We start from the raw sequence: 19,276 nt of genomic DNA, 5'->3' as shown, positions 1-19,276 counted from the left end.
GAACGCCATGGCGCAGCGCCGCACACGGTGTTATCACCCCCAAATGGCATCTCTCCTGAGTACTTTCATCCTGCCGATCGCCGTGGCCGCCGTTGCGGTGGTGCTGCTGCTCGGCCTCGTCAACATGATGCGCGGTGGCTCGCCCAACACCTCGCAGAAGCTGATGCGCTGGCGCGTGCTGCTTCAGTTCGTGGCCATCGTCATTGCCATGATCGCGGTCTGGGCGATGGGACGCTGAACATGGTCGTGCTCAACCGCATCTATACCAAGACCGGTGACGACGGCACGACAGCGCTGGGAACCGGCGAGCGCCGTCCGAAATACGATTTGCGCATCGCCGCCTATGGCACGGTCGACGAGACCAATGCTGCGATCGGCGTGGTGCGCCTTCACACCAAGGATGCGCCGGAGCTCGATGCGATGCTCGGCCGCATCCAGAACGATTTGTTCGATCTCGGCGCCGATCTCGCGGTGCCCGAACGGGAAGGCAAGGCGGAACGTCTGCGGGTGGTGGCGAGCCAGGTCGAGCGGCTCGAGCACGACATCGATGCGCTCAACGATAAGCTTGCGCCGCTCACCTCCTTCGTGCTCCCGGGGGGGACCCCGGCCGCCGCCTACCTCCACGTCGCCCGCACGATTTGCCGCAGGGCGGAACGTGTGATGGTGGAATTGGCGGCCCAGCCCGGCGAGCCCGTGGGCGCCGCTGGCATCCAATATATGAATCGCCTTTCGGACTTCCTGTTCGTGGCGAGCCGCGCTGCCAATCATGATGGCGCCGGCGACGTGCTCTGGGTTCCGGGCCAGAATCGCTGACCCATTGAAGGGGCGCATTTCAGGGGGCTAAAATTAGCCTTCTTCGCGCGTTGACCGGGCCGGATCAGGCCTTTAGGTTCCGCGCCAGTTGAATAACCCCCTCCTAAATTGAGTGAAAGAGGATCGATGAAGGTCTTAGTGCCGGTAAAGCGGGTGGTCGATTACAACGTCAAGGTCCGCGTCAAGGGCGATGGATCGGGCGTTGAACTCGCCAACGTCAAGATGTCCATGAATCCGTTCGACGAGATCGCGGTCGAGGAAGCGCTGCGTCTGAAGGAAGCCGGCAAGGCGACCGAAGTCGTAGTGGTCTCCATTGGACCGGCGCAGGCGTCGGAGACGATCCGCACCGGTCTCGCCATGGGCGCCGACCGCGGAATCCTGGTGAAAGCCGAGGGCGCCGTCGAGCCGCTCGCGGTCGCCAAGATCCTGAAGAAGGTTGCCGAAGAAGAGCAGCCCGGCCTGATCATCCTGGGCAAGCAAGCCATCGACGACGACAGCAATCAGACCGGCCAGATGCTGGCCGCGCTGCTGGGCTGGTCGCAGGCGACCTTCGCCTCGAAGCTCGAGGTCGAAGGAAGCGATTTCAAGGTCACGCGCGAGGTCGACGGCGGTCTCCAGACCGTGAAGCTGAAGGGACCTGCGATCGTCACCACCGATCTTCGCCTCAATGAGCCGCGCTATGCGTCGCTGCCGAACATCATGAAGGCCAAGAAGAAGCCGATCGCGGAGAAGACCGTCGCCGATTACGGCGTCGATGTCGCCGCACGTCTCGAGATTCTCAAGACGACTGAACCGGCGGGCCGCAAGGCGGGCGTCAAGGTCAAGGACGTCGCCGAGCTGGTGTCGAAACTCAAGAACGAAGCCGGGGTGCTCTGATGACGACGCTTCTGATCGCCGAACACGACAACGCGTCGCTCAAGGATGCGACCAACAAGGCCCTGACCGCGGCCGCTGCGCTCGGCGCGGAGGTCGAGGTTCTGGTCGCCGGCCAGAATGCCAAGGCCGCGGCGGATGCCGCTGCCAAGCTCGCTGGCGTCAAGAAGGTGCTGCTCGCCGACGGCGAGACCTACGCACACGACCTCGCCGAGCCGCTGGCCGCACTGATCGTCTCGCTGGCTCCGGCCTATGACGCCATCGTCGCGCCCGCGACCTCGCGCTTCAAGAACGTGATGCCGCGCGTCGCCGCGCTGCTCGACGTCATGCAGGTCTCGGAGATCATCAAGGTGGTCGCGCCCGACACCTATGAGCGTCCGATCTATGCCGGCAACGCCATCCAGACGGTGAAGTCGAAGGACGCCAAGAAGGTCATCACGGTCCGCACCTCGACCTTCGCCGCGGCAGGCGAGGGCGGCAGCGCGCCGGTCGAGAGCGTATCGGCGGCGGCCGATCCGGGCCTGTCGACCTTCGTCGGCGAGGAAGTCGCCAAGAGCGACCGTCCCGAGCTGACCTCGGCCAAGATCATCGTCTCCGGTGGCCGCGCCATGCAGAGCCGCGAGAACTTCGCCAAATATATCGAGCCTCTCGCCGACAAGCTCGGCGCCGGCGTCGGTGCCTCGCGCGCGGCGGTCGACGCCGGCTATGCGCCGAACGACTGGCAGGTCGGCCAGACCGGCAAGGTCGTGGCCCCCGAGCTCTATGTCGCGGTGGGCATTTCCGGCGCGATCCAGCATCTTGCCGGCATGAAGGACTCCAAGGTGATTGTCGCCATCAACAAGGACGAGGACGCGCCGATCTTCCAGGTTGCCGATTACGGCCTGGTCGCGGACCTCTACCAGGCGGTTCCGGAGCTGACCGCCGAACTCGGCAAGCTCGGCAAGTAAAAGCCGTTCAAAACACCGGCCGGAGGTATAAACTCCGGCCGGTGTTTCATTTCTGAGGCGTTTTCTTTGGCGTGGGGCGCGCCTTCGAAGCGATCCAATCTAGGTTTCGAGCCAGGATTCTGATCTAATCGGGTTTCTGATCAAATCGGTCCTCCCGGCTCAGGGGATGTGGCAGGGCGCGATATGCGCGCCGTTCCGGTGGATGACATTATGGCGGCAGTAATCAAGAAGATCGGCGTAATCGGCGCGGGTCAGATGGGCAATGGCATCGCGCATGTCGCGGCCTTGGCCGGCTTCGACGTGGTGCTCAACGACGTCTCGGCCGACCGCCTCAAGTCGGGCATGGCTACCATCAACGGCAATCTGGCGCGCCAGGTCTCCAAGAAGGCCGTTACCGAGGACGACAAGGCCAAGGCAGTTGCGCGGATCAAGCTCGCCGAGAAGCTGGACGACCTCGCCGATTGCGACCTCGTGATCGAGACCGCGGTCGAGAAGGAAGAGGTCAAGCGCAAGATCTTCCACGACCTCTGCGCGATCTTGAAGCCGGAGGCGATCGTCGCCTCCGACACCTCCTCGATCTCGATCACCCGCCTTGCCGCCGCCACCGACCGGCCCGAGCGCTTTATCGGCATTCACTTCATGAATCCGGTCCCGCTGATGGAACTGGTGGAGCTGATCCGCGGCATCGCCACCGACGATTCCACCTTCGAGGCGTCCAAGGAATTCGTCGCCAGGCTCGGCAAGCAGGTCGCGGTTTCCGAGGATTTCCCGGCCTTCATCGTCAATCGCATCCTGCTGCCGATGATCAACGAGGCGATCTACACGCTGTATGAAGGCGTCGGCAACGTCGAGGCGATCGATGCGGCGATGAAGCTCGGTGCGCACCACCCGATGGGCCCGCTCGAGCTTGCCGATTTCATCGGCCTCGATACGTGCCTGTCGATCATGCAGGTGCTGCATGAGGGGCTCGCCGACTCAAAGTACCGGCCATGCCCGCTGCTGGTGAAATACGTCGAGGCCGGTTGGCTTGGCCGCAAGACCCAGCGCGGCTTCTACGACTACCGCGGCGCCAAGCCGGTTCCGACGCGGTAGGCATCTCCCCATCTGTGGCAATTCATGTCGCATTAACGCCTCGCGCCTAGGCTGCGGCCGGTACGAGGGTTCGCGTAATGGACATGATGGCGATGGTCAGCACCATGCTGGCCGCCCAGCAAGGCGCGCTGCAATCGAATATCGCAGCAACCGTGACAAAGCAGAACATGGACATGGAGAAATCCACCGTCCTGACGCTGCTGGGCGCCGGTCAGCCTTCCCTTGCCAATGTCGGCCCCGGCGTTGGTGGCAATTTGAACGTGACCGCCTGAACGCCCCTAAAGCGACGCGGCAGCCGGGCTTAATGCCGCCCGAAGCAGCTTGAGCGCATCGTCGCTCGCCCATTCCGCCGGTCCCGCGATGGTCGCAATCTCGCAGCCCTGCGGGTCCACCAGCACCGAGGTCGGCATGCCCAAGGCCCGGCCTATAGATTTAAGATCCTGAAAAACCTTGGCTTTCTGGTCGTTGAAGTAACCGAGCCGGGTCAGATTGGCCTCTTTCAGGAAGGTCTTGGGCTTTTCGGAATCGCGGGTGTCGATATTGATCGCCACCACCTCGAAATTGGGCCCCGCCAGCTTGGCCTGGAGCTGGTCCAGTGCCGGCATTTCTTTTCGACACGGCACGCACCAGGTGGCCCAGAGGTTCACCAGCAGGGTCTTGCCGCGGAAATCGGACAGTTTTTTCGGCTTGCCGTCGGCGTCCTCAAAAGTGAGATCGGGCAGCTTCAGGGGGGCGCTCGCCATGGTCAGCGCCGCCACCTCGCCATGGGCGAGCGGGGCGATCCTGTGCGCCGTCGCGACCGCCGGTTTGCAGGTTGGATCGCCTGATGGCGCCCGGCTCAGGCCCAGCCCGTACAGCGCGGCGAAGCCGGCCAGGCCGCCAACCACCACGGTGGCGATGACCATCGGGATCCGGCGCGTGGCGGAGGGTTTTGGGTCGAGCATATCGTTTGTCATCCGGTCGCAGATATGGCTATCAGGGGCCTCTTAATACGGCTGGCCTTCGCCAGCAAACGTGCGGCAAATCAAGGCGTGAGCAGGGGATCATGAGCAACAAGATGTGGGGCGGCCGGTTCTCGGAGCGTCCCGATGAGATCATGGAAGAGATCAACGTCTCCATCGACGTCGATCGTCACCTCTTTGCCCAGGACATTGCCGCGTCCAAGGCTCACGCCGCGATGCTGGCCGGTCAGGGCATCATCACGGCCTCTGATGCGAAAAATATCGGCAAGGGTCTAGACACGATTTTGTCAGAGATCGGCAAGGGGAGCTTCGAGTTCAAGCGCGCGCTTGAGGACATTCATATGAATGTCGAGAGCCGCCTGTCCGAGTTGATCGGCCCCGCCGCCGGCCGCCTGCACACCGCGCGCTCGCGCAACGACCAGGTCGCGACCGATTTCCGTCTCTACGTCCGCGACATCGTCGACGAGACCGATGCCGCGCTTGCCGCGTTCCAGCAGGCGCTGGTGGACCGCGCGCTGGAGCATGCCGGCACGGTGATGCCCGGCTTCACGCATCTGCAGACCGCGCAGCCGGTGACCTTCGGCCACCACCTGCTCGCCTATGTCGAGATGGCCGCGCGCGACCGTGGCCGTTTCCAGGATGCGCGCAAGCGGCTCAATGAATCCCCGCTGGGCGCCGCCGCGCTCGCCGGTACCTCGTTCCCGATCGACCGTCATGCCACCGCGAAGGCACTCGGCTTCGACCGGCCGATGGCGAATTCGCTCGATGCGGTGTCCGACCGCGACTTCGTGCTGGAGATGCTGTCGGCCGCCTCGATCTGCGCGGTGCACATGTCGCGCTTTGCCGAGGAGATCGTGATCTGGACCTCGCCGCTGGTCGGCCTCGTCCGCCTCAGCGACAAGTTCACCACCGGCTCCTCGATCATGCCGCAGAAGCGCAATCCTGACGCGGCCGAACTGGTCCGCGCCAAGACCGGCCGCGTCATCGGCGCGCTCAATGGGCTCCTGATCGTGATGAAGGGCCTGCCGCTCGCCTATCAAAAGGACATGCAGGAGGACAAGCAAGGCGCCATGGAGGGTTTTGCGGCCTTGTCGCTGGCGATCCGCGCCATGACCGGCATGGTCCGCGACCTTGTGCCTGACGAGGCGAAGATGAAGCTGGCGGCGGGCGAGGGCTATGCCACTGCGACCGATCTCGCCGACTGGCTGGTGCGGACGCTGAAAATGCCGTTCCGCGAGGCCCACCACGTCACCGGCCGGATCGTGGCCAAGGCCGCCGCAGGCGGCGTGGCGCTGCACGAGCTGCCGCTGCAGGAGATGCAGGCAATCGAGCCCAAGATCACCAAGGACGTGCTCGGCGTGCTCTCGGTCGAATCGTCGGTGAAGAGCCGCACCAGCTTCGGCGGCACCGCGCCGAAGAACGTGACGTCGCAGGCGAAGAGCTGGCTGAAGCGGCTGGAAAAAGAGCGAAAATTGGGCTGAAGGCCAAATTTCGCTTATGTTTCATGGTCATCCGGCTCTCGCCAGAGCGCGCCAATCTCTGTATGGTGCGCCTCGCGTAGTGGGGATTTCGTCGTGACGTCAAAGTTTCGCCCGGCCGGGTCGGGGTGGGCCATCATTGTCCTGAGCGTGAGCGCGCTTGCGCTCGCCGGCTGCGGCCGCAAGGGTCCGCTGGATCTGCCGCCAGGCGCCTCCAGTGCGTCCACGGCCAATGTCGCAGCGCCTGGTGACACCGAGACCGAAGCCCAGAAGACGCCGAGCGTGTTCAATCCAACCTACGGCGCGGATGCCGCACCGGCGGCGACCCGGGGCCGGAAAAAACCGTTTATCCTCGACCCGCTCCTGGACGAATCTCCCGGCAAGAGATGAGCCGGGATTAGCTGAGCCAACGCCATGAACCATTTCGACTATCGCAACGGCGTGCTGCACGCCGAGGCGGTGAACCTGTCCGAGCTGGCCGCAACCGTCGGCACGCCGTTCTATTGCTATTCGACCGCAACGCTGGAGCGGCACTACCGCGTCTTCACGGAGGCCTTTGCCGGCGAGAAGGTGCTGGTCTGCTACGCCATGAAGGCGAACTCCAACCAGTCGGTGCTGCGCACGCTGGCCAAGCTCGGCGCCGGCGCGGACGTGGTCTCGGGTGGCGAGCTGAAGCGGGCGCTCGCGGCCGGCATTCCCAGCAGCAAGATCGTGTTCTCCGGCGTCGGCAAGACAGAGGCGGAGCTGCGGGCTGCGCTCGCCGCCGACATCCTTTGTCTCAACGTGGAGTCCGAGCCCGAGCTCGAGTTGCTGTCGCGCCTTGCGAGTGAAATGGGCAAGACCGCGCGTATTTCGGTGCGCGTCAACCCGGACGTCGACGCCGGCACCCACGCCAAGATTTCGACCGGCAAGTCCGATAACAAGTTCGGCATCCCGATCGTTCATGCCCGCGAGGTCTATGCCCGCGCGGCGAAACTGCCGGGGATCGAAGTGACCGGCACCGACGTGCATATCGGCAGCCAGATCACCGACCTCTCCAAGATGGAGACGGCGTTCCGCATCCTCTCCGAATTCGTGCAGACGCTGCGCGCCGACGGCCACACCATTTCGCATGTCGATTTCGGCGGCGGCCTCGGTATTCCCTACTACATGGACCGCGACGCGCCGCCGGCGCCGGACGTCTATGCCGCGATGGTCAAGCGCGTCAGCCACAATCTCGGTTGCACGTTGATGTTCGAACCGGGCCGCATGATCGTCGGCAATGCCGGCATCCTGGTCGCCAAGGTGATCTATGTGAAGCATGGCGACGGCAAGAACTTCGTCATCATCGATGCCGCCATGAACGATCTCATTCGCCCGACGCTGTATGAGGCGCATCACGACATCCTGCCGGTGGTGCAGCCGGCCGATGGTGCGGCCACGATCGTGGCCGACGTCGTCGGCCCGGTCTGCGAGACCGGCGATTACCTTGCATTGGACCGCACGCTGCCGACGCCCAAGCCGGGCGATCTCATCGCCGTCATGACATCGGGTGCCTATGGCGCTGTACAGGCCGGCACCTACAACACGCGGCCGCTGGTGCCGGAGGTGCTGGTGAAGGGCGATCAATACGCCGTGGTACGTCCGCGCATCGAGGTCGAGCAACTGATCGCGATGGACAAGCCGGCGCCGTGGCTGTGAGGCGTTGACGTAGCCCGAATGGAGCGGACGCGAAATCCGGGTTCGTGCCAAGCCTTCACAACCCCGGATTACGCTGCGCTCCATCCGGGCTACGAGACTGGCGTTATTTCTCGCCGCCGACGACGACTCCCGCCTTCTTCTCGATCGGCTTGATCGCCGCGGTGAAATCGGACTCGGCGCCTTCTGCGCTGATCACCGTTTCCCAAAGCCGCCCGACGGCATCGGCGACTTCCATCGACAGCCCGAGCTGCTTCATCTCCTCGAGCGCCAGTCGCACGTCCTTCACCATCAATCCGGTGGCGAAGCCGAAGTCGAACGACCGCGGCAGCACCGAGCGAGGAAACTTGTCGCGGCTCGCGGTGTTCATGCCGGAGCCGGCATTGATGACGTCGATCATCACGGCCGGGTCGAGCCCGGCTTTCACGCCCATCACGACCGCTTCCGAGGTCGCCACGATCGCGGTGGCCGAGAGGAAATTGTTGGCGAGCTTCATGGTCTGCGCCGCGCCCGGCTTTTCGCCGATGAAGAATACCTTTCCGATCACGTCGAGCGCGGGCTTCAATAATTCGAACTCCGCCTTCGGCCCAGACACCATCACCGCCAGCGTGCCCTTCTCGGCGCCGCCGACGCCGCCCGACACCGGGCAGTCGATCTGCACGATATTGCGCTTCGCCAGCAGGCCGTGAATTTTCGAAGCCATCTGGGAGCCCACGGTCGACAGATCGATGAAGCGCTTGGCGCGGCTTCCCTCGATCACGCCGTTCGCCCCCGTCGCGACTTCGAGCGACGCTTGCAGGGACGGCAGGCTCGCCATCACCGTCTCCACCTTGTCGGCCACGTCCTTTGGCGATGTCGCAGCCGTGGCGCCCCACGCGACAAGCTTGTCGACGGCCTCCTTGCGGCTGTCGAACACGACGAGCCTGTGCCCGGCCTCGATCAGCCGCCGCGCCATCGGGAAACCCATGTTTCCGAGGCCGATGAATCCGATGTCCATGGTGTTAATTCCTTCCCATCGTCATTGCGAGGAGCAAAGCGACGAAGCAATCCGGTCTATTTCCGCGGGGAGTTCTGGATTGCTTCGCTCCGCTCGCAATGAAGGAGCAATAGAGTTGAGGGCGGTCAGCTTGGCTCACGCCTTCCCATCGATCTCCGCGAGCACCTCGCGCGCGATGCGAAAGCTGTCGACGGCCGCCGGCATGCCGCCATAGATCGCGACCTGCATAAGGATCTCGCGGATCTCGTCGCGCGTGACGCCGTTGGTGAGCGCGCCTTTCAGATGGGCGCGGAATTCGTGCTGGCGGTTGAGGATCGCGATCATCGCGATGTTGAGCATGCTGCGGGTCTTGCGCGGCAGCTCCTCGCGGCCCCACACCGTGCCCCAGCAATATTCGTTGAGCATCTCCTGGAACGGACGGTTGAAGTCGTCGACGTTCTTCAGCGCGTTGTTGACATAGGCCTCGCCCAGCACCGCTTTGCGGACTTCCAGGCCCTTGTCGTGCATTTTCTTGTCCATGGCGCTTCCTCTATTTCCCTGGGATTTCCTCGGGATGATGGCGCGGAAACTACGGGGTTGCGCCGGGCCAGTCACGTCCTCGTGTTATGCGGGAAAAGGGGTGCCTCCCGTACGGGAACGGATGCCTCAGTGCTGCCGTTGTGGTAGGCTTCTCTACCGGGCAACCTGGAGAGTTGATTGAACGGCGTCACCCCCGACCCGTCAGACCCGATCCGCGATGGCGACGCTCTGTCGCGGTTGAAGCTGGCGCAGGCCCTCAAGCGGTCCACTTATGCCATCGCGTGGGAGCGTGCCTGGCCAGCTCTGGCGCGTGTTCTCACCGTTGTCGGCCTATTCCTGGTTGTGTCTTGGGTCGGTCTGTGGCTGGTGCTGCCCTTTACCGCGCGTGCCATTGGCTTGGTCATTTTCGCAGGGCTTGCCGCTGGCGCCTTATTCCCGCTGATTCGTTTTCGCTGGCCTCGCCGCGAGGAGGCACTCGCCCGGCTCGACCGCGGCTCCGGTATCCGCCATCGCCCTGCGACCACGCTGACGGACACGCTGACCTCGCAGGACCCGATCGCGCAGGCGCTCTGGCAGGCGCAGCGCGAGCGCACGCTCGCCTCGCTCAAGCGCATTCGCGCCGGCTTGCCGCATCCGCGCCTTGCCATCCACGACCCCTGGGCGCTGCGCGCGCTGGTCATGGTGATGCTGGTCGCGACCTTCTTTGCCGCTGGCGACGAGCGCGCGATGCGGCTCGGCGCGGCCTTCGACTGGAACGGTGTGCTGACGCCGACCAATGTCCGCGTCGACGCCTGGGTGACGCCACCGCTCTATACCGGCAAGCCGCCGGTGATCCTGTCGGCCGCCAACAAGGAGGCTGCGGCGCTGCCCGCGAGCGGCCCGCTCGCCGTGCCCGCCGGTTCGACCCTGATCGTGCGCTCCTCCGGCGGAAGCCTTGATGTTGTCGTGTCCGGTGGCCTCAAGGAAGTCGCGCCGACGGAGGCCACGCCCAAGGGCACCAACGAGAAGCATTTCGCCATCACCGGCGACGGCACCGCGCATGTCCGCGCGCCGTCGGGCCAGCCGCAATGGGCCTTCGCGGCGACGCCGGACCGCCCGCCGACGATCGCGCTCGCCAAGGATCCGGAGCGCCAGGCGCGCGGGGCACTCCAGCTCGTCTACAAGATCGAGGATGACTACGGTGTTACCGGCGCCGAGGCGCACGTGGCGACGCGTTCCGCCGATGCCGGCAAGGACGGCGATAACAAGCCGGCGGCGCGGCCGCTGTTCCAGCCACCGCAGTTTCCGCTGGTGCTGCCGAACGCGCGCACCCGCAACGGTGTGGGTCAGACGGTGAAGGATCTCAGTGAGGATCCCTACGCCGGTGCCGATGTCACGCTGACGCTCACCGCCAAGGACGAAGCGGGCAACGAAGCGAAGAGCGAACCGTTCAACATGCGTCTGCCCGAGCGGCTGTTTACGAAGCCGCTTGCGCGCGCGCTGATCGAGCAGCGCCGCATCCTCGCGCTCGACGCCAACAGGAATTCGGAGGTCTACACCGCCCTCGACGCGCTGATGATTGCGCCCGAGATGTTCACGCAGCAGACCGGGCAATATCTCGGCCTCTACAGCGTCGCGCGCCAGCTCGAGGCGTCGCGCACGGATGATGCGCTGCGCGAGGTCGTGGCAAGCCTGTGGGCGCTCGCCGTGACGATCGAGGACGGCAACATCTCCGACGTTGAGAAGGCGTTGCGCGCAGCGCAGGATGCGCTGAAGCAGGCGCTGGAGCGCGGCGCCAGCGACGAGGAGATCAAGAAGCTCACGCAGGATCTGCGGGCGGCACTTGACAATTTCATGCGCCAGCTCGCCGAGCAGTTCCGCAACAACAAGGATGCGCAGAATCTGGCGCGTCCGCTCGATCCGAACACCAAGATCCTGCGTCAGCAGGACCTTCAGAACATGATCGATCGCATGGAGCGCCTGTCGCGCTCCGGAGACAAGGACGCGGCCAAACAGTTGCTCGAGCAGCTCCAGCAGATGCTGGAGGGCCTGCAGATGGCGCAGCCGGGACAGTCCGGCGAGAGCGACATGGAGCAGGCGCTCAACGAGCTCGGCGACATGATCCGCAAGCAGCAGCAATTGCGCGACAAGACCTACAAGCAGGGTCAGGATTCCCGGCGTGACCGCATGCGCGGCAAGCAGCAGCCCGGCGATCAGTCGATGTCGGATCTGCAGCAGGATCAGCAGGCACTGCGCGATCGCCTGAAGAAGCTCCAGGACGAAATGGCCAAGCGCGGCCTGTCGCAGAAGGGCCAGAAAGGCCAACAGGGACAGAAGGGCGATCAGGGGCAGCCCGGCCAGGATGGCGATCAGGATGCCGACCAGGGCGACGATGACGGCGGGCTCGATTCCGCCGACAGCGCGATGGGCGATGCTGGTTCGAAGCTCGGCGAGGGCAATGCCGACGGTGCCGTGGACTCCCAGGGCAAGGCGCTGGATGCGATGCGCAAAGGTGCGCAGAAGATGGCCGAAGCGATGCAGCAGGGCGATGGCGATGGCCAGGGCGACGGTCCCGGCAATCGCGCCGGCCGCCAGCAGAGCGGCGGCAATCAGACCGACCCGCTCGGCCGTCCGTTGCATGGCCGCGAATTCGGCGACGATTATACCGTCAAGATTCCCGGCGAGATCGATGTCCAGCGCGTCCGCCGGATTCTCGAAGAACTCCGCCGCCGCCTCGGCGACCCCTCGCGTCCGCAGATCGAGCTCGATTATATCGAGCGGCTGCTGAAGGATTTTTAAGGGAAAGTCACCACGAGCGCGGAATGTGTGGGGACACCGTCGCCCGCTATCCCTTCTTCGCCGCCAGCGCATCCGCCACCGCCGTGCGGATGTCGGCCACCGAGAACGGTTTTGTCACGACGTCATGCACCAGCGCATTCAAATTCGACGCGCGCTCGCGCTGGTCGGCGAAACCCGTCATCAGCAAGATGGTCAGCTGGGGAAAGTCGCGCGCCGCGGAGAGGGCGAGCGCGATGCCGTCCATGACTGGCATCTGGATGTCGGTGAGCAACAGGTCGAACGCGCCGTCCTCGCGGGTCAGGATCTCCAGCGCTTCGGCGCCATCCTGTGCCGTGACGGTTTCGTGGCCGTCCATGGCGATGGCGCGCGCCACCAACTGGCGCATCGAATCCTCGTCATCAGCGATCAAAACTTTGGGCATGAGACCAACCTTGGGACCAACCTCCAACGCGGACCTTGCGAACCCGATTATACGCTGCCGCCGGCGATGTCGCGCCGGTTGAAGAACCGAACGTCGATATTGCGGCCTTCCGGCGGCGGCGAGGCGAGCCGCGAGCGGAAGAAGGCGCGCTCGCCGGGTTGCAGCACGGTCTGTTCCAGCACCGAATTCCAGGCGTAGATCTCGGCGCCTTGCGCATCGCGCACGGCGAATCGCAGGCGCGGTATATCCAGCGGCTTCTTGCTCTGGCCGACGATCACGCCCTCGATCACCAGCACCTGCTTACCGTCAACTGTCTCGGTCGAGAGCTTGACGTCCTTGAAGGCGAGACCGCGCAGGTTCACTTCCAGCCCAACCAGCTTGTAGAAGGCGGCCGTCTGCGGCAGGAGGCGGACCATGTCGCTGCGCCAGATCACCAGCGCCAGCACCAGCGCGCCCATGGCAGCGCAGGCAGTCGGCAGGCCGAAATGGGATTTCCGCCGGACCACGGCAGGGGCTGGCCGGCTCACCCTTGCTCCGCGACGGCTGAACAGGCTGCGGAACCAGGATTGGTGTCGCACGCCGACGACCTCCTCCTCGGCGGCCTGGGCTGCCGCCGACCACTCGTCCTCGGTCTCCGTGGCATCCTCGGTCGGCCAGTCGCTGGCGATCGAGGGGCTTTCGACCACAGGGGTGTCGGCGGCGCCATCGTCCTTGGCGTAGGAGTTCCACTGCTCGGCGAGGTCCGACTGGTCCTCCGCCTGGCTGGCTGCGGCCATGGCCGGCACGGCGGCTTCCTCGATGGCATCCTCGGGATGCGCGATCCAGGTCTCCTTGCAGCGGGCGCAGCGGACCGTCCGTCCATTGGCTCCCAGGCTTGCAAGCTTGATGGCGTAGGATGTCGTACAATGCGGGCAGACAATATGCATGGACGGCCTCGACGATGAACCTTGTCGCGCGGAACCGGACGCCAAGGATATTCCTAAGAAGGATGACTCCCGAGAAGGAATACTTCTAAGGATGCTGCCGGGGATGCTACAGGCCGACCGTTAACGAACCGGAAACCATAACGGTCGCACAACCCCTTGCAGCATGCGGCGAGACCTCGCTGACCGTGCGGCCTACGTCCCCTCTCGAACGGAGCTGAGCTTGGTTCGGTTCGAAAATGTCGGATTGCGTTACGGTCTGGGGCCGGAGATCCTGCGCGACCTCAGCTTCCAGATCCCGGCGCATTCCTTTCAGTTCCTGACCGGCCCGTCCGGCGCCGGCAAGACGTCGTTGCTGCGTCTGTTATTCCTGTCGCATCGGCCAACGCGCGGCCTCGTCAATCTGTTCGGCCACGACGTTTCCCAGCTTGGCAAGGACGAGATCGCGGATTTGCGCAAGCGCATCGGCATCGTGCTCCAGGATTTCCGTCTGCTCGACCACATGACGACCTATGAGAACGTTGCGCTGCCGTTCCGTGTCATGGGCCGCAGTGAATCGAGCTATCGCAAGGAGGTCATCGACCTGCTGCGCTGGGTCGGACTGGGCGACCGCATGGATGCGCTGCCGCCGATCCTGTCGGGCGGAGAGAAGCAGCGCGCCGCGATCGCGCGCGCCGTGATCTCGCGGCCGCAGCTCCTGCTCGCGGACGAGCCGACCGGCAGCGTCGATCCGACGCTCGGGCGGCGCCTGCTGCGGCTCTTCATCGAGCTCAACAAATCAGGCACGGCCGTCATCATCGCGACCCACGACATCGCGTTGATGGACCAGTACGAAGCACGCCGCTTCGTACTGCACCAGGGGCGGTTGCACGTCTATGAGTAGGACCGACGAACGCGGCGTGCTGGTCGATCTCGGACAGGAGCGTCCGCCGCTGCCGGCCAGGGCGCGCAACCTGTCGCCGATCGTGCCGCGCGCCTCGATCCACGGTCGTGCGCTGGTCGCTGTCGTCGCCATCATGACCTTTCTCGCCTCGATGACGACGGGCGCAGTGCTGCTGGTCAGCGCCTCCGCCGCGGAGTGGCAGTCGGATGTCGCGAGCGAGATCACCATCCAGGTCCGCCCGCAATCGGGGCGCGACATCGAGCGCGACACCGCCGCCGTTACTGAGGCGATCCGCGCGCAGGCCGGGATCGTCGAGGTCAAACCGTTTACCAAGGAGGAAAGCGGCAAGCTGCTCGAGCCCTGGCTCGGCACCGGCTTGTCGATGGACGATCTGCCGGTGCCGCGCATGATCATCGCGCGCGTGCAGCCCGGGACGTCGCTCGATCTCGGCGCCTTGCGCGCTCGGGTGACTCAGGTGGCGCCAAGCGCCAGCGTCGACGATCACCGCGCCTGGATCGAACGGATGCGCTCGATGACCAATGCCACCGTGCTTGCCGGCGTCGGTATCCTCGCGCTCGTCATCGTCGCGACGATCATCTCGGTTTCGTTCGCAACGCGCGGTGCGATGGCGGCGAACCGGCCGATCGTCGAGGTCCTGCATTTCGTCGGCGCCGGTGATCGCTACATCGCCAATCACTTCCTCCGCCATTTCCTCAGGCTCGGGCTCGAAGGCGGCGTCATCGGTGGCGGCGTCGCCATGCTGCTGTTCGGCTTCTCCGAGTCGATCGCCGGCTGGTTCTCCGGCACCCCGGTCGGCGACCAGTTCGCGGCCTTGCTCGGCACCTTCTCGCTGCGACCGTCCGGCTATATCGTGCTCGCGGTGCAGGCCGTGCTGATCGGGGCGATCACCGCCGTGGCCTCGCGCCAGACCCTGTTCGCGACGTTGAATGACGTCGATTGACTTGCTGTCTTCCTTCTCCCCTTGTGGGACAAGGTGGGCGAAGCGTCGGATGAGGGGTTCTGTCCGCGCGCACGAACGCCACCCGTCTCGCCGCCAGGGAGAGGGTGAAGAAACCGGACTCCACTTCGCCTCAAAACCTCCTAAAATAACTCGGGGAAGGGACTACCGACATCATATGACCTCGCCAACCGACGATCGATCGCCGAAACTGCCGCGCGGCTGGCTCCGCGCGACCGTCGTGTCGACGATCGCGTTCGCCTTCGTTGGCGCGGCGGCGGGCTTCGTCGCGTTCCTGTCGCAGTTGCGCGGCGCCGAGATCGCCCCCAGCCGCAAGGCCGACGGCATCGTGGTCCTGACCGGCGGCTCCTCGCGGGTGTCGGATGCGATGGAGCTGCTGGCGGCCGGCTACGGCAGGCGGCTGCTGATCTCGGGCGTGCACCCGACCTCGACGGCGAGCGACATCTCCCGGACGCTGCCGGAGAACCAGTCCTTCATGACCTGCTGCGTCGATCTGGACCGCACCGCGCTCACGACTCGCGGCAACGCGGCAGAGGCGCGGCGCTGGGCCGCGGGACGCGGCTTCCAATCGCTGATCGTGGTCACCTCGAACTATCACATGCCGCGCGCACTGGTGGAATTCTCGCACGCGATGCCGCAAACAGCGCTGATCCCGTTCTCGGTGGTTGGTGACAAATGGCGTGAGGAGCCGTGGTGGACGTCGGCCTCGACGCTGCGGCTGCTCTTGTCCGAATATGTCAAGTACGTCGCCGCCGAGCTCAGGGTCCGGCTGGAAGATTTCGGGATTGACCTTTCGCCTGAGATGTCGGAGCAGCCTGCGGGCCTGCAATCCAAGCGGCCCGCCACCGCGCAGGCGAATTGACCGGCAAATCTAACGGATCGTCGATGTTTTTGATTTTCCTGCGTTCGCTCATATTCAACGTGCTGTTCTACACCGTCCTGGTGTGCCTCACGATCGTGGCGCTGCCGACCTTCGCGTTGCCGCCGCGCGCCATGCTGAGCGTTGCCCAATGGTGGGCGAAGGCGACGCTGGTTCTGATGCGCGTGGTCTGCAACATCAAGGTGGAGTTCCGCGGCGTCGAGAAGATCCCCAAGGGACCTCTGGTGATCGTGGCGAAGCACCAGTCGTTCTGGGAGACCTTCGTGCTGCCGGGCTTCTTCGATCGCCCGATCTTCATCCTTAAGCGCCAACTCATGCAGATCCCGGTGTTCGGCCAATTCCTGGTCAAGACCGGGATGATTGCGATCGACCGCAATGCCGGGGTGAAGGCGCTGCTCGACATGACGCGGCGCGCGCGCGAGGCGGTGCGCGCCGGCAGACAGCTCGTCATCTTTCCCGAAGGCACACGCCGCGCGCCGGGCGCGCCGCCGGATTACAAGACCGGTTTTGCGCAGATCTATTCGTCCTGCGGCGTGCAGTGCCTGCCGATTGCGCTCAATTCCGGCCTGTTCTGGCCGCGCCGCACCTTCATGCGCTATCCCGGCACGCTGGTGGTGGAGTTCCTCGATCCGCTGCCGCAGGGTCTGCCCAAGGACGAGTTTCTCGCGCGCGTGCAGGCGGCCATCGAGGACGCGACCGGCCGCCTCGTCGAGGCGGGCCGGAAAGAGCAGGAGCAGTTGATCGGCTCGGCGCCGAGCTACGCGGCTTCGGGCGGCTAGCGGCTGTCCCTGTTGTCGTCGGGAGCTTGAGCATGCAGCGAATGCGCCTCGCCATGTAGCATTATCGCGAGCTGATGCAATTGCGCGTCGCGAAAGCCTTCGGCCTCGATCGCCTTTACGGTTGCCGTGACATAGTCGCGGTTGGCGCCGGATTGGCCATGGCCCTGGACGACATGACGGTGCTGATCCGCGAGCGACAGCCGTCCGGCATATTGGACATGGCCGCGATCGACGACGTAGGTGAGCGCGGAGACGCGCTGCCGCGCATCGTTCTCCAGCCAGACCGAGCGCATCACCTCGCGGTAGACCGACGTGACCTGCTCGCGCGCGCGCAGATACGCGACCACATCGGTGCGGTTCTTTTCGGCGACGCGGAAGGCGATCCCGCGGCAAGCGCCGCCGCGATCGAGCCCCAGCACCAGGCCCGGCTGTTCCGGCGTGCCACGATGGACGAAGGAATAGACGCAGAGCGCACGGTGCTCGCCGACCAGCCGCGCCGGAACGCGTTCCTCGAATACGAAGCCTGGCCGCCACATCAGCGAGCCATAGCCGAACACCCAGAGGTCGCCCTTGGCCGTGGTGATGGAGGGGAGGGTAATTTCCGACATTTCGGGCACGGCTACCAGAACCGGACTGCCATGCGAAGCGAATTCTCCGCCTTTCGGCCGAGGCCCGCCTCGCTTACATTTGACAAAATCTGGGGTCAAAGGGTCGCCGCATGTCCGATATGACCATTGCCGCAGGCCGGCGCTCCCGTTGGGGGCTTTTCATTGCTCCTGTTCTTCTCTTGATCCTTGCTGCCGCCTGGAGCGGCTTCTGGTTCTATGCGGCCTCGCAGGCCGAGGTCGTGGCCGACGCCTGGCGCGCGCAGGAGGCCAAGGCGGGCCGCATCTATGATTGCGCCAAGCGTTCGATCTCGGGCTTCCCGTTCCGCTTCGAGGTGCAGTGCTCCGGCGCCAGCGTCGCTCTGGTCTCGCAGAATGCGAGCAGGACGCCCTTCACGGCCAGGCTCGACAACATTCTGGTTTTGGCGCAGGTCTACGATCCCAAGCACGTCATCGCCGAGTTTTCCGCACCGGCAACGCTGACCGATGGTGTCACCCAAAACACCTTCGTGGTGAACTGGAGCAAGGGCCAAAGCAGCGTGATCGGCTTGCCGGCCGTGCCGGAGCGCGCCTCCATCGTGTTCGACGATCCGAGCCTCAACAGGCTTGATGGCTCGGTGCAGGTGCCGCTCGCGCGCGCCAAGCAGATCGAGCTGCATGGGCGTCTCGCGGACGGATCGACCTCCGATCATCCCGTGATCGAGACGGTGCTCCACGTCGCGCAGGGCAGTATCCAGGGCGTTCATCCCTTGCTCGCCGAGCCATTCGAGGCCGACACGCGTGCGAAGATCACCGGACTCACCGACCTCACGCCAAAGCCCTGGCCGCAACGCTTCCGCGAAATCCAGGCCGCCGGCGGTCACATCGAGATCGTGCAATCGCGGATTCAGCAGGGCGAGATGATCGCCGTCGCGGCCGGCACGCTGGGCCTCTCGGCGAGCGGCCGGCTGGACGGCGAATTGCAGATGACCGTGACCGGCCTCGAGCGCGTCATTCCCGCACTCGGCATCGAGAAGATGCTGGAAGAGGGCGTGCCGCAGGCGACGCTTGATCGCGTCGCACCCGGCGTCAAGACGCAGGACCTCAACAATTTGTTCGGTGCGCTCGATCGCGCCGTCCCCGGCCTCGGCAAGGTCATCAAGCAGAACGCCAATGCCGGCGTTGCCGCGGGCATCAATTCGATCGGCACCGAAAGCACGCTCGAGGGCAGGAAGGCGCGCAGCTTCCCGCTGAAATTCGTCGACGGGGCCGTGCTGCTCGGCCCGGTCAAGGTCGGCCAGATTCCGCCGCTGTACTGATCTGCGGTCACGGCGCCTTCGCGCCCTCGTGATGAAGAGGCGGCTTCGCATCGGGAATGCGGAGCCGCAAAGCCCGGTCTCTCTCTCTCTCTCTCTCTCTCCATGTCGGCCGCACGATGAGGCGAGCCGCACAGGCAGGAGAGATATCATGACCCCATCCAAGCTGTTCGTCGCCGCCATCGCCGTCACGGCCGCCTTCGCGACGCCCGCGTTCGCGCAGTGGCAGTCGCAGGAGCCGGCTGCGTACGCAGCCCAGTACCCGAACGGCGATCGCAATCTGTCGAGCCCGACAACGCGCGCGAGCGTGGCGTACGTGCCTTCTGCGAAATCACCGCGCCCCACGGTGATCCGCGCGACCAAGGGCAAATAGCC

Annotated in this window: 22 protein-coding genes; 16 read left to right on the top strand and 6 right to left on the bottom strand. The window is 64.9% G+C overall.

Annotated features, from left to right (window positions below):
- Positions 1 to 43 precede the first annotated feature (43 nt).
- The 6 genes from XH88_RS12505 to XH88_RS12480 all read left to right on the top strand — a co-directional run bounded on the left by XH88_RS12505 (position 44) and on the right by XH88_RS12480 (position 3,997).
- Positions 44 to 238, top strand: coding sequence for a twin transmembrane helix small protein (locus XH88_RS12505; RefSeq protein WP_271668598.1), 195 nt, complete (start codon positions 44 to 46; stop codon positions 236 to 238).
- Positions 239 to 240: 2 nt separating this feature from the next.
- The gene (locus tag XH88_RS12500; RefSeq protein WP_271668597.1) at positions 241 to 813 is read left to right on the top strand and encodes a cob(I)yrinic acid a,c-diamide adenosyltransferase; all 573 of its coding nucleotides are present in this window, start codon (positions 241 to 243) and stop codon (positions 811 to 813) included.
- 126 nt (positions 814 to 939) lie between these two features.
- Positions 940 to 1,689: an electron transfer flavoprotein subunit beta/FixA family protein gene (locus XH88_RS12495; protein ID WP_271668596.1), complete on the top strand. Its 750-nt coding sequence runs from the start codon at positions 940 to 942 to the stop codon at positions 1,687 to 1,689.
- The gene (locus XH88_RS12490; protein ID WP_271668595.1) at positions 1,689 to 2,633 is read left to right on the top strand and encodes an electron transfer flavoprotein subunit alpha/FixB family protein; all 945 of its coding nucleotides are present in this window, start codon (positions 1,689 to 1,691) and stop codon (positions 2,631 to 2,633) included. The genes XH88_RS12495 and XH88_RS12490 overlap by 1 nt, the downstream gene beginning before the upstream one ends.
- 210 nt (positions 2,634 to 2,843) lie before the next feature.
- Entirely contained in the window at positions 2,844 to 3,725 is an 882-nt protein-coding gene (locus tag XH88_RS12485; RefSeq protein ID WP_271668594.1) for a 3-hydroxybutyryl-CoA dehydrogenase, read from the top strand.
- Positions 3,726 to 3,802: 77 nt separating this feature from the next.
- Positions 3,803 to 3,997: a putative motility protein gene (locus tag XH88_RS12480; RefSeq protein WP_271668593.1), complete on the top strand. Its 195-nt coding sequence runs from the start codon at positions 3,803 to 3,805 to the stop codon at positions 3,995 to 3,997.
- 6 nt (positions 3,998 to 4,003) lie between these two features.
- On the opposite strand, the gene tlpA is transcribed toward XH88_RS12480, so the two are convergent.
- On the bottom strand, positions 4,004 to 4,669 hold the full coding sequence (gene tlpA / locus XH88_RS12475; protein WP_271668592.1) for a thiol:disulfide interchange protein TlpA: 666 nt from the start codon (positions 4,667 to 4,669) through the stop codon (positions 4,004 to 4,006).
- A 101-nt stretch (positions 4,670 to 4,770) separates the two neighbouring features.
- Here tlpA and argH point away from each other — a divergent pair, with 101 nt between their 5' ends.
- The 3 genes from argH (at position 4,771) to lysA (ending at position 7,845) form a co-directional block, all read left to right on the top strand.
- Positions 4,771 to 6,168 (top strand): argininosuccinate lyase, encoded by a 1,398-nt coding sequence (argH, locus tag XH88_RS12470; RefSeq protein ID WP_271668591.1) that lies wholly within the window; start codon positions 4,771 to 4,773, stop codon positions 6,166 to 6,168.
- Positions 6,169 to 6,261: 93 nt separating this feature from the next.
- A complete protein-coding gene (lptM, locus tag XH88_RS12465) occupies positions 6,262 to 6,555 on the top strand; it encodes an LPS translocon maturation chaperone LptM (RefSeq protein ID WP_271668590.1) in 294 nt (97 codons plus the stop codon).
- A gap of 24 nt (positions 6,556 to 6,579) precedes the next feature.
- Positions 6,580 to 7,845 carry a diaminopimelate decarboxylase gene (gene lysA, locus XH88_RS12460; RefSeq protein WP_271668589.1) on the top strand — a complete coding sequence of 422 codons (1,266 nt, stop codon included), beginning with the start codon at positions 6,580 to 6,582 and terminating at the stop codon, positions 7,843 to 7,845.
- A gap of 103 nt (positions 7,846 to 7,948) precedes the next feature.
- On the opposite strand, the gene XH88_RS12455 is transcribed toward lysA, so the two are convergent.
- The gene (locus XH88_RS12455; protein WP_271668588.1) at positions 7,949 to 8,839 is read right to left on the bottom strand and encodes an NAD(P)-dependent oxidoreductase; all 891 of its coding nucleotides are present in this window, start codon (positions 8,837 to 8,839) and stop codon (positions 7,949 to 7,951) included.
- Positions 8,840 to 8,974: 135 nt separating this feature from the next.
- Positions 8,975 to 9,358: a carboxymuconolactone decarboxylase family protein gene (locus XH88_RS12450; RefSeq protein ID WP_271668587.1), complete on the bottom strand. Its 384-nt coding sequence runs from the start codon at positions 9,356 to 9,358 to the stop codon at positions 8,975 to 8,977.
- A gap of 177 nt (positions 9,359 to 9,535) precedes the next feature.
- Between XH88_RS12450 and XH88_RS12445 the strand changes: the two genes are divergently transcribed.
- Positions 9,536 to 12,136, top strand: coding sequence for a TIGR02302 family protein (locus XH88_RS12445; protein WP_271668586.1), 2,601 nt, complete (start codon positions 9,536 to 9,538; stop codon positions 12,134 to 12,136).
- A 46-nt stretch (positions 12,137 to 12,182) separates the two neighbouring features.
- Here the strand turns inward: XH88_RS12445 and XH88_RS12440 are convergent, their stop codons facing one another.
- Together XH88_RS12440 and XH88_RS12435 are read right to left on the bottom strand one after the other, a co-directional pair.
- Positions 12,183 to 12,557: a response regulator gene (locus tag XH88_RS12440; RefSeq protein ID WP_027530607.1), complete on the bottom strand. Its 375-nt coding sequence runs from the start codon at positions 12,555 to 12,557 to the stop codon at positions 12,183 to 12,185.
- 47 nt (positions 12,558 to 12,604) lie between these two features.
- Positions 12,605 to 13,483 carry an MJ0042-type zinc finger domain-containing protein gene (locus XH88_RS12435; RefSeq protein ID WP_271668585.1) on the bottom strand — a complete coding sequence of 293 codons (879 nt, stop codon included), beginning with the start codon at positions 13,481 to 13,483 and terminating at the stop codon, positions 12,605 to 12,607.
- Between the two features lie 220 nt (positions 13,484 to 13,703).
- On the opposite strand from XH88_RS12435, the gene ftsE reads away from it, so the two are divergent.
- The 4 genes from ftsE (at position 13,704) to XH88_RS12415 (ending at position 17,001) form a co-directional block, all read left to right on the top strand.
- A complete protein-coding gene (gene ftsE / locus XH88_RS12430) occupies positions 13,704 to 14,363 on the top strand; it encodes a cell division ATP-binding protein FtsE (protein ID WP_092288863.1) in 660 nt (219 codons plus the stop codon).
- A complete protein-coding gene (locus XH88_RS12425) occupies positions 14,356 to 15,324 on the top strand; it encodes a cell division protein FtsX (protein WP_271668584.1) in 969 nt (322 codons plus the stop codon). Before ftsE ends, XH88_RS12425 begins: the two co-directional genes overlap by 8 nt.
- Positions 15,325 to 15,499: 175 nt before the next feature.
- The gene (locus tag XH88_RS12420) at positions 15,500 to 16,204 is read left to right on the top strand and encodes a YdcF family protein (protein ID WP_271668583.1); all 705 of its coding nucleotides are present in this window, start codon (positions 15,500 to 15,502) and stop codon (positions 16,202 to 16,204) included.
- A gap of 23 nt (positions 16,205 to 16,227) precedes the next feature.
- On the top strand, positions 16,228 to 17,001 hold the full coding sequence (locus XH88_RS12415) for a lysophospholipid acyltransferase family protein (protein WP_271668582.1): 774 nt from the start codon (positions 16,228 to 16,230) through the stop codon (positions 16,999 to 17,001).
- Here XH88_RS12415 and XH88_RS12410 read toward each other — a convergent pair.
- Positions 16,998 to 17,609, bottom strand: coding sequence for a gamma-glutamylcyclotransferase (locus tag XH88_RS12410; RefSeq protein ID WP_271668581.1), 612 nt, complete (start codon positions 17,607 to 17,609; stop codon positions 16,998 to 17,000). The genes XH88_RS12415 and XH88_RS12410 overlap by 4 nt on opposite strands.
- Before the next feature lie 110 nt (positions 17,610 to 17,719).
- On the opposite strand from XH88_RS12410, the gene XH88_RS12405 reads away from it, so the two are divergent.
- Together XH88_RS12405 and XH88_RS12400 are read left to right on the top strand one after the other, a co-directional pair.
- A complete protein-coding gene (locus tag XH88_RS12405) occupies positions 17,720 to 18,904 on the top strand; it encodes a DUF2125 domain-containing protein (RefSeq protein WP_271668580.1) in 1,185 nt (394 codons plus the stop codon).
- Positions 18,905 to 19,052: 148 nt separating this feature from the next.
- The gene (locus XH88_RS12400; RefSeq protein ID WP_271668579.1) at positions 19,053 to 19,274 is read left to right on the top strand and encodes a hypothetical protein; all 222 of its coding nucleotides are present in this window, start codon (positions 19,053 to 19,055) and stop codon (positions 19,272 to 19,274) included.
- The last annotated feature ends 2 nt before the right edge of the window (positions 19,275 to 19,276 follow it).

The sequence above is a fragment of the Bradyrhizobium sp. CCBAU 51627 genome (genome assembly GCF_028128765.1).
Lineage (GTDB): Bacteria > Pseudomonadota > Alphaproteobacteria > Rhizobiales > Xanthobacteraceae > Bradyrhizobium.
This window is presented reverse-complemented; position numbering and strand designations above follow the sequence as displayed.

Excerpts from the sequence above, each read along its gene's own strand:
- XH88_RS12505 (WP_271668598.1), top strand. The coding sequence starts at position 44 with ATGGCATCTCTCCTGAGTACTTTCATCCTGCCGATCGCCGTGGCCGCC.
- XH88_RS12500 (WP_271668597.1), top strand. The coding sequence starts at position 241 with ATGGTCGTGCTCAACCGCATCTATACCAAGACCGGTGACGACGGCACG.
- XH88_RS12495 (WP_271668596.1), top strand. The coding sequence starts at position 940 with ATGAAGGTCTTAGTGCCGGTAAAGCGGGTGGTCGATTACAACGTCAAG.
- XH88_RS12490 (WP_271668595.1), top strand. The coding sequence starts at position 1,689 with ATGACGACGCTTCTGATCGCCGAACACGACAACGCGTCGCTCAAGGAT.
- XH88_RS12485 (WP_271668594.1), top strand. The coding sequence starts at position 2,844 with ATGGCGGCAGTAATCAAGAAGATCGGCGTAATCGGCGCGGGTCAGATG.
- XH88_RS12480 (WP_271668593.1), top strand. The coding sequence starts at position 3,803 with ATGGACATGATGGCGATGGTCAGCACCATGCTGGCCGCCCAGCAAGGC.
- tlpA (WP_271668592.1), bottom strand. The coding sequence starts at position 4,669 with ATGCTCGACCCAAAACCCTCCGCCACGCGCCGGATCCCGATGGTCATC.
- argH (WP_271668591.1), top strand. The coding sequence starts at position 4,771 with ATGAGCAACAAGATGTGGGGCGGCCGGTTCTCGGAGCGTCCCGATGAG.
- lysA (WP_271668589.1), top strand. The coding sequence starts at position 6,580 with ATGAACCATTTCGACTATCGCAACGGCGTGCTGCACGCCGAGGCGGTG.
- XH88_RS12455 (WP_271668588.1), bottom strand. The coding sequence starts at position 8,839 with ATGGACATCGGATTCATCGGCCTCGGAAACATGGGTTTCCCGATGGCG.
- XH88_RS12450 (WP_271668587.1), bottom strand. The coding sequence starts at position 9,358 with ATGGACAAGAAAATGCACGACAAGGGCCTGGAAGTCCGCAAAGCGGTG.
- XH88_RS12440 (WP_027530607.1), bottom strand. The coding sequence starts at position 12,557 with ATGCCCAAAGTTTTGATCGCTGATGACGAGGATTCGATGCGCCAGTTG.
- XH88_RS12435 (WP_271668585.1), bottom strand. The coding sequence starts at position 13,483 with ATGCATATTGTCTGCCCGCATTGTACGACATCCTACGCCATCAAGCTT.
- XH88_RS12425 (WP_271668584.1), top strand. The coding sequence starts at position 14,356 with ATGAGTAGGACCGACGAACGCGGCGTGCTGGTCGATCTCGGACAGGAG.
- XH88_RS12420 (WP_271668583.1), top strand. The coding sequence starts at position 15,500 with ATGACCTCGCCAACCGACGATCGATCGCCGAAACTGCCGCGCGGCTGG.
- XH88_RS12415 (WP_271668582.1), top strand. The coding sequence starts at position 16,228 with ATGTTTTTGATTTTCCTGCGTTCGCTCATATTCAACGTGCTGTTCTAC.
- XH88_RS12410 (WP_271668581.1), bottom strand. The coding sequence starts at position 17,609 with ATGTCGGAAATTACCCTCCCCTCCATCACCACGGCCAAGGGCGACCTC.
- XH88_RS12405 (WP_271668580.1), top strand. The coding sequence starts at position 17,720 with ATGTCCGATATGACCATTGCCGCAGGCCGGCGCTCCCGTTGGGGGCTT.
- XH88_RS12400 (WP_271668579.1), top strand. The coding sequence starts at position 19,053 with ATGACCCCATCCAAGCTGTTCGTCGCCGCCATCGCCGTCACGGCCGCC.